5 protein-coding genes are annotated in these 5,667 nt (G+C 38.8%); 1 reads left to right on the top strand and 4 read right to left on the bottom strand.

Annotated features, from left to right (window positions below; translation table 11 throughout):
- On the top strand, nt 1–545 hold a 545-nt coding region (locus BW716_RS37305), incomplete at its 5' end, for a hypothetical protein (protein WP_179091407.1).
- Here BW716_RS37305 and BW716_RS34295 read toward each other — a convergent pair.
- From BW716_RS34295 to BW716_RS34275, 4 genes are all read right to left on the bottom strand, one after another.
- Nucleotides 533–2,350: an IS66 family transposase gene (locus tag BW716_RS34295; protein ID WP_179091406.1), complete on the bottom strand. Its 1,818-nt coding sequence runs from the start codon at nt 2,348–2,350 to the stop codon at nt 533–535. The two genes, BW716_RS37305 and BW716_RS34295, sit on opposite strands and share 13 nt — an antisense overlap.
- A 171-nt stretch (nt 2,351–2,521) precedes the next feature.
- On the bottom strand, nt 2,522–2,869 hold the full coding sequence (tnpB, locus tag BW716_RS34290) for an IS66 family insertion sequence element accessory protein TnpB (protein WP_083730555.1): 348 nt from the start codon (nt 2,867–2,869) through the stop codon (nt 2,522–2,524).
- Between the two features lie 841 nt (nt 2,870–3,710).
- On the bottom strand, nt 3,711–4,307 hold the full coding sequence (locus BW716_RS34280; protein WP_083730553.1) for a hypothetical protein: 597 nt from the start codon (nt 4,305–4,307) through the stop codon (nt 3,711–3,713).
- A partial coding sequence (locus tag BW716_RS34275) for an RHS repeat domain-containing protein (RefSeq protein WP_220388907.1) occupies nt 4,288–5,667 on the bottom strand: 1,380 nt, incomplete at its 5' end. The genes BW716_RS34275 and BW716_RS34280, both read right to left, overlap by 20 nt.

Genomic DNA, 5,667 nt, shown 5'->3' with positions numbered 1-5,667 from the left:
CCGAGGTCCGAATACTTACGTTAAATGAAGGCATTGAGACCATGATGTATCATAGTGACAGTCCTCGTTATTTTTCCTGTATACAGTCATTAGATTTAAATAGCAGGATGCCGGTTTTGTATGAGACAGGTTTTAATTTAGGTTTTGTTCATGTGACTCCTGATCAACAGACAAGGCTCTATTTCATCATAGTTGACGATAATCTTAATAAGGCTTCCCCTCAAAAAATGCAGAAAGTAATGCAGGAACAGGCGCAGTTTTTTATCGATCAGTTTATTGCAATAAAATATAAAGATAGTGAGGATAAAGGCAAGTGGATGCTCATGCGTGATTATAACTCATTTACTCCCGGATTAAAGGTTATTCACTTTAAAATCCATGATACTTTCCTCGTATCATGTGAGCGGGGGCTACATGGTTGTGCTACTGAAGAAGAGGTGTTTGAGTTCCTGACAGATATTTTGGAATATCCTGAACAACAGTTAGCAAAAGGGAGTTTCAATGTAATCGATCCTGCTAATACACCATCGATTCAGGCACTCTGAGTTTTAGCATAGTTATTTCGCGTTTGGGGCTTCCAGTTCTGCGGCAACAATTCCCATAATTTGTTTTGTTTATGATCATTGATACGCAGCAATACATCATGCAGGTATGCATCAGGGTCTATTCCCTGCAATTTACAGGTTTGTATAAGGCTGTAGATAATAGCTGCGCGCTCTCCATGTTCATGCGACCCGGCAAACAAATAATTTTTCAAGCCTATTTTAGTCGGACGGATTGATTGCTCAACGAACATATTCGATATTGACAACATGCCGTCATTACAATACTCCATCAGTTGCTTCATTCTTTTTAATGTATAAGCCATGGCGGTGTAAATTGGCGTACCTTCTATTACTTCATTAATTTCTGTGGTGATCCACTCCCGTAGGGCATTTAGTATTGGTACTGCACGCTGCTGACGGGCTTCGGTAATTTCATCATATGATAATTCCTGCTCCTTGCATTCACGTTCTATTTGATATAACGGCGCATAAAAATGATCGAGTGCATAATTGCTTCTTTGTTCGTCATTATTCAAAGATTCAACAAAATAGCGGCGAGAGTGATCGAGACAATGTAAATGAATAACACCAGGCTGTTTCCCATATTCATCATATCCACTATATGCATCCGTATGGAGGTATCCGGTAAAACCAGATAAAATATCTTTTATCTCACCTTTACCTCTACCTTTCTTATAGGTAAAGCAAACTATTTTCAGGACTGGATTTCCACCCACCCATAAGTATCCATTATGCGATCCTTTACCCTTCGCCCTGGTTGTATCCAGCACGCGGAACCTTGTTTCATCCATATGAACGTACCGGCTTTTCATTAAATCCTCCCACAGTAGCTCCCATAAGGGTCTTAGCACATCGATAGTCGCATTAATCCAGTTCGACAGGGTATTATATTTTAAATCAATGCTGTATTGCTTAAAGCGTTGTTGTATCCTGTATAATGGCATATGGTAGATGAACTTTTCTATTAAAAGCATTACCAATAGCGTAATATCAGCTTTACATTTAGGGATTGGATGAGAGGCTGGCGGCGCAATCAGTTGTTTGTATTTCCCTCTTTCATCCGCTTTAATAATATAAATATCGCGCTCTTCCACGTTCACATATAATTTCATCATCTGTACAGCCAATCTTTCAGTGCGCTCTGTGCCCACCTTTACGGCACCAGCAGGAACATCCTGATCTACCCTTATTACACAACGCATCAGGTGATCAGGTAATGCATGGCGGCCAGGGTGTGGTAGAGGATCTGCATTTTTTGCCACTACTACCATGCGCTCTTTTATTTTCTTCGCATCTTTGAGCTGTACTGAACCTTCATGATCGGCAGGTAAATCAAAAAGCCAGCCTTGTACACTGTCCTTATTTTCTGCATCTGCAGCCGTGATAAAACGTTTTTCGCTTCTTCTGCCGTAAATCATTTTTCTCAGCTGCATCCACTGATAGCGGAGCATTTTATAATCGAAGAGATCACCTTTGTTTTTCTGCAGGCGATTAAGTTGTTCGCTGACTACATTATTGAGCTTACCAATAAGCAGTATATGCTGCTGGTTTTTCTCCTCCAATGATACGATGGTCTGCGCATCCAGCTTTTGTTTCGTTAATAACGTGGTAATTGTCTGGTCACGATCAGTAATAATTATATCCTTCTGTATATGACTCTCTACTAAATTCTGGTTAGCCTGCTGAAGGCTCATCACACTTTGCTCTAGCATGGCTATCATTTGCAACGCAGCTGATAACTGCAATTGACAATCGGTAGCCTTATGTGATGAGGAGCGTTTCATATTTACATATGCAAATAACAAAAAGCAGATCATTTTTAGGTGATCTGCTTCAGAAAATTTCACACAATATTCCATATATTCCTGGGGATAAACCTGCCCGTAATTTTGATTTTGAAAAAGACCAGGCCGAAGCGCTATTACAAAAAATCTACTCCTTAAGTTCTTAATATCTTATACTCTTTTTTGAGTATGGTGAAGCATGAGCCCATTAAGCAAAGACAGTACTTCAACTGCTGTCAATTTTATACTCCCTTTTTCTGCGGTCATTTCAGGCAATGTAAAACGATCTCTTTGCCTGCGGTACAGCAGTGTGAATCCGTCATTTTCATGCAGCAATAGTTTCAGGTGAGTACGATTCTTATTCAGAAAAATAAATACCTCTTTCTGGTTTTTCTCAACACGTCTGCTCATATATTTTTCTACTACACCACATAAGCCATCAAATGACTTGCGCATATCTACTTCAGAACAGCAAAAGTAGAATTTATAGGTATCGGTCAGTACCAGCAATGCGCTCATGATAAAATGGCTTTTAACTGTTCAATGCAAAGATCTCCGTAAATCTTAATAACTTTCACCTCCATTTGCAACGATGCCCCAGGTTGTGGAATGCCGGTTATCTCCAGCGGAATAAAATCAGCTTGTGGTTCCGACGCTTCTCCAAATTTTTTGCGCCAATAGTGGAAGGTTCAAGTATTTACGCCTATCTTCTCGCAGTACGCGCGAACGGACAATCCCTCACTATCTTCAAAACCACGCAAAAATTGGATAATCTCCGCAGGGGTATGTCGCTTTTTAGCGCTTTTTACAGTATTGTTTGATGCCATTTCTTTGGTATATTTTAGTATCCAAAAATATCACCATTCTACCTACTGTCGTGCAAGGGAAAGTATGGGGTTAGTGGAAGGATTACTTTCTTACCGCTTTTATGAATACAGCCTGGGGCAAATGCGGCAATCCATTCTTTATTCTGCATGCTGCTAAAAGCAATATCAAACCAACCGGAATAGCTGATCTTGCGACCAAACTGCTGACGTATACTTTTCACGAGTACCCGCCTCCCCTGTACCGGAACAGATTCAGAAAATTATGATGCACTGGAAGCATCACCCATTTTTCAACGAGCCATTTCACAAATTTCTTCTGTGGTTTGGTCATTTCACTAACCTGGTCTGTACTTGTACTGATAAAGCTAATCGCTTTATTAAAGGCGGTAGAATGTTGTTTCACACCAAATTTTACTACCTTTTCTCTTCCCTTTTTCCTCCTGTAAATATCTTTTGCAAAAAATTATTTTTATCCACTCTTGGCGACACCTGGTGATAAAGACTACCGAACTATTAACATATAATAAGGAAGTTTATGCGTCCACCCTAAATGCCTTTTTCCAAGTATTGAAAAAGCTGATAAGTTGCTCATCTTTATATGTTCCATCATATATCTTGGCGGCCGCATTTTTTGCAACGATAAACGGGTTTATACTAAACTTGCTTTTTTTCTTTGCCAATACAGGCTGCCCATAATCTGCAAAATTATCATCAACTTCCAATTTCCAAAAGATTTTACTATCCAGATTGATAATTAATTCCCCCATAAAAATCCCAATATCGTAACAAATGGAAATTGTTTGAGTATCAAATATATAATTCGTTGGCTTAGCAATCGATTTGAGATGTAATGGAATTTTCTTTACTTCCTCATTATATTTTTTAATTGGCTTTGGCTGAGTTGAAACCGTATTCAATAAAAATATTTCAATCACTTTTAAGTTTTTCTCACTTATACAATCCTGTTGATTATCAAAAAGGAAATTACATAGATGGATCATCCTTTCTGTTTTTATATTTAAAAACCAGTTATAATAATCCATTATTTCTTCACCGTTTAAATCTAGAAATTTTTTATCGTAATCAATAGGTATTATTAAAGTCTCGTATTTATTTATTTGTTGGTGCATATTTAATGATGGCTTTATTAATAATATCTTTAGGTATGTCTCCTGCTATTTCAGTCTTAATTCCTGCAATTTTCAATTCTTTCAACAATTCTGGAGAAGCACCTACTTTACCGGTACTTGGACTACGCCAAAATACCCAGGTTACTTCCTTCACCCTACCAGATGCAAGTAACTCAGCATCTTTTTCAACCTGGGCTACAATATTTCCACTATATTTCTGATAACCCACTTTTGATTCAAATGCTACTTCTATATTTTCTAGCGTTGTTCCTAATGGTATCCCATCAAGGTATCTTGTCCCTGTACTAGTTGGCACCCCACTTCCTTTTCCAACAGGTTGAAATGTACCATATTTTCTTACAAGCGCTTCTGCTCCCATTTCTCCTAATGCCTTTGTGCCAAAATTATATAATCTTGGAAAAGCAAAACTTATAATTTTTTTTGTTACAATTTCAGATGCTTTACTCAATGCTACAAATAACAAACTATTAACACCATCCTTTACATCTGCGGCATCTTGTTTTATAACTCCCCTGGTTACTTTATATGTACCATATGCTGCAACACCCCGAAGAAACCAGTTAAAAAGAGAGCCTGATCCTGATGTTAGCATACTTCCAACCGTCAAAAAAGCTTCTTTATTAGCTTCATAAATCCGTTGGTTTGCGTGTTCCGGATCTGTTTTACGCACATTGGCCTCCCATTCCCGGTTACTAGATACTGCTCTACCAATTGTAAATGGATCTCCTTCTAACCCATCAACGTCCACACACAAAATAGGACTATTACTTGCAAATTGATAAGGTGTTAAAAATGGGTATTTTGTAGTGATAGGATCCACACTCAAAAACCTCCCCACCCTCGGATCATACACCCTCATCCCATAATCCTGCTCATTCCCCTCTCCCTTCACCTCATTATCATTCTCCTTCCCATTAAACCCATACCTATACCCTCCGGCATTATAGCTTCTACCAGGCTGTATCATTCCGAAAGGATAATAATCCTGCGCAGACACTACATCTGCATTGTAATAATCTATCGTTGTACCATTTCCACTTACCTGTATTTTACGATCCGACACCGTAGCCAAAACATTACCCAAATGGTTCGTTAATTCAAAGAACTTCTTACCCCTCGTAAAAATAATATTTTTCCCCGTACCTAGTCCCGTAATATTAGTTACAACATCCGGTGTCGTATCCTGTACATTGACCGACATCGTGGCCATCCCCAAACGGCTACTTCCATACAAATGTGCCTCCGTCTGGCTTAAATCTCCACTGTTGATTGCTGTATCACCATAATTGTAAACACTCAGCACATTTCCGCCTGCATCTCGTACATACCAGGTTTGAAG

It is taken from the genome of [Flexibacter] sp. ATCC 35208 (genome assembly GCF_001975825.1).
Lineage (GTDB): Bacteria > Bacteroidota > Bacteroidia > Chitinophagales > Chitinophagaceae > Chitinophaga.
This window is presented reverse-complemented; position numbering and strand designations above follow the sequence as displayed.

What these genes read in the sequence shown, in the direction of transcription:
- BW716_RS34280 (WP_083730553.1), bottom strand. Translation starts at nt 4,307, where the DNA reads ATGCACCAACAAATAAATAAATACGAGACTTTAATAATACCTATTGAT.
- tnpB (WP_083730555.1), bottom strand. Translation starts at nt 2,869, where the DNA reads ATGAGCGCATTGCTGGTACTGACCGATACCTATAAATTCTACTTTTGC.
- BW716_RS34295 (WP_179091406.1), bottom strand. Translation starts at nt 2,350, where the DNA reads ATGAAACGCTCCTCATCACATAAGGCTACCGATTGTCAATTGCAGTTA.